Genomic DNA, 503 nt, shown 5'->3' on the forward strand with positions numbered 1-503 from the left:
TTCGGCTCTGATTTCTCAGATGCAACCTTTAACGGTAAAGGCATTCACTTTTATAAGTATGGTTTTAGCATTGGCAACAACGATGCCAAGCTCGGCACAATAGCAATAGGTGGTCAAAACAATACGGTACTAATCATGATAACTGGTACTGGCTGCCAATATGCCGATAACTATTGGGAGCATAACCTATACAACTTTTTAAAGTGTGACGCTACTAATCCAAAGCTCACACGCATTGACCTAGCACATGACGACTTTGAAGGCATTTACTCGTCACCTGAAATTGCCGATGAGGCTGACAGTCAAGGTATGTTTGCCCTAACTAATCGTATGCCTACAGTCCAGCATCTAGGCGACTGGAAACGTCCCACTGGTGCGGGTCGTACTCTCCAAGTAGGTAAACGCGAAAACGGCAAGCTATATCGAGGTTATGAGAAAGGCAAAAAGTTTGGTGATGTTGACAGTCTTTGGTTTCGTAGTGAAGTCGAGTTTGGTACTGCGGG

Annotated in this window: 1 protein-coding gene; it reads left to right on the top strand. The window is 44.5% G+C overall.

The features are described 5' to 3' along the window. The coding region (locus tag IOD06_RS13530) for a replication initiation factor domain-containing protein (RefSeq protein WP_194621271.1) at positions 1 to 503 on the top strand (503 nt) is incomplete at both ends.

It is taken from the genome of Psychrobacter sp. N25K4-3-2 (genome assembly GCF_015351755.1).
GTDB lineage: Bacteria > Pseudomonadota > Gammaproteobacteria > Pseudomonadales > Moraxellaceae > Psychrobacter > Psychrobacter glaciei.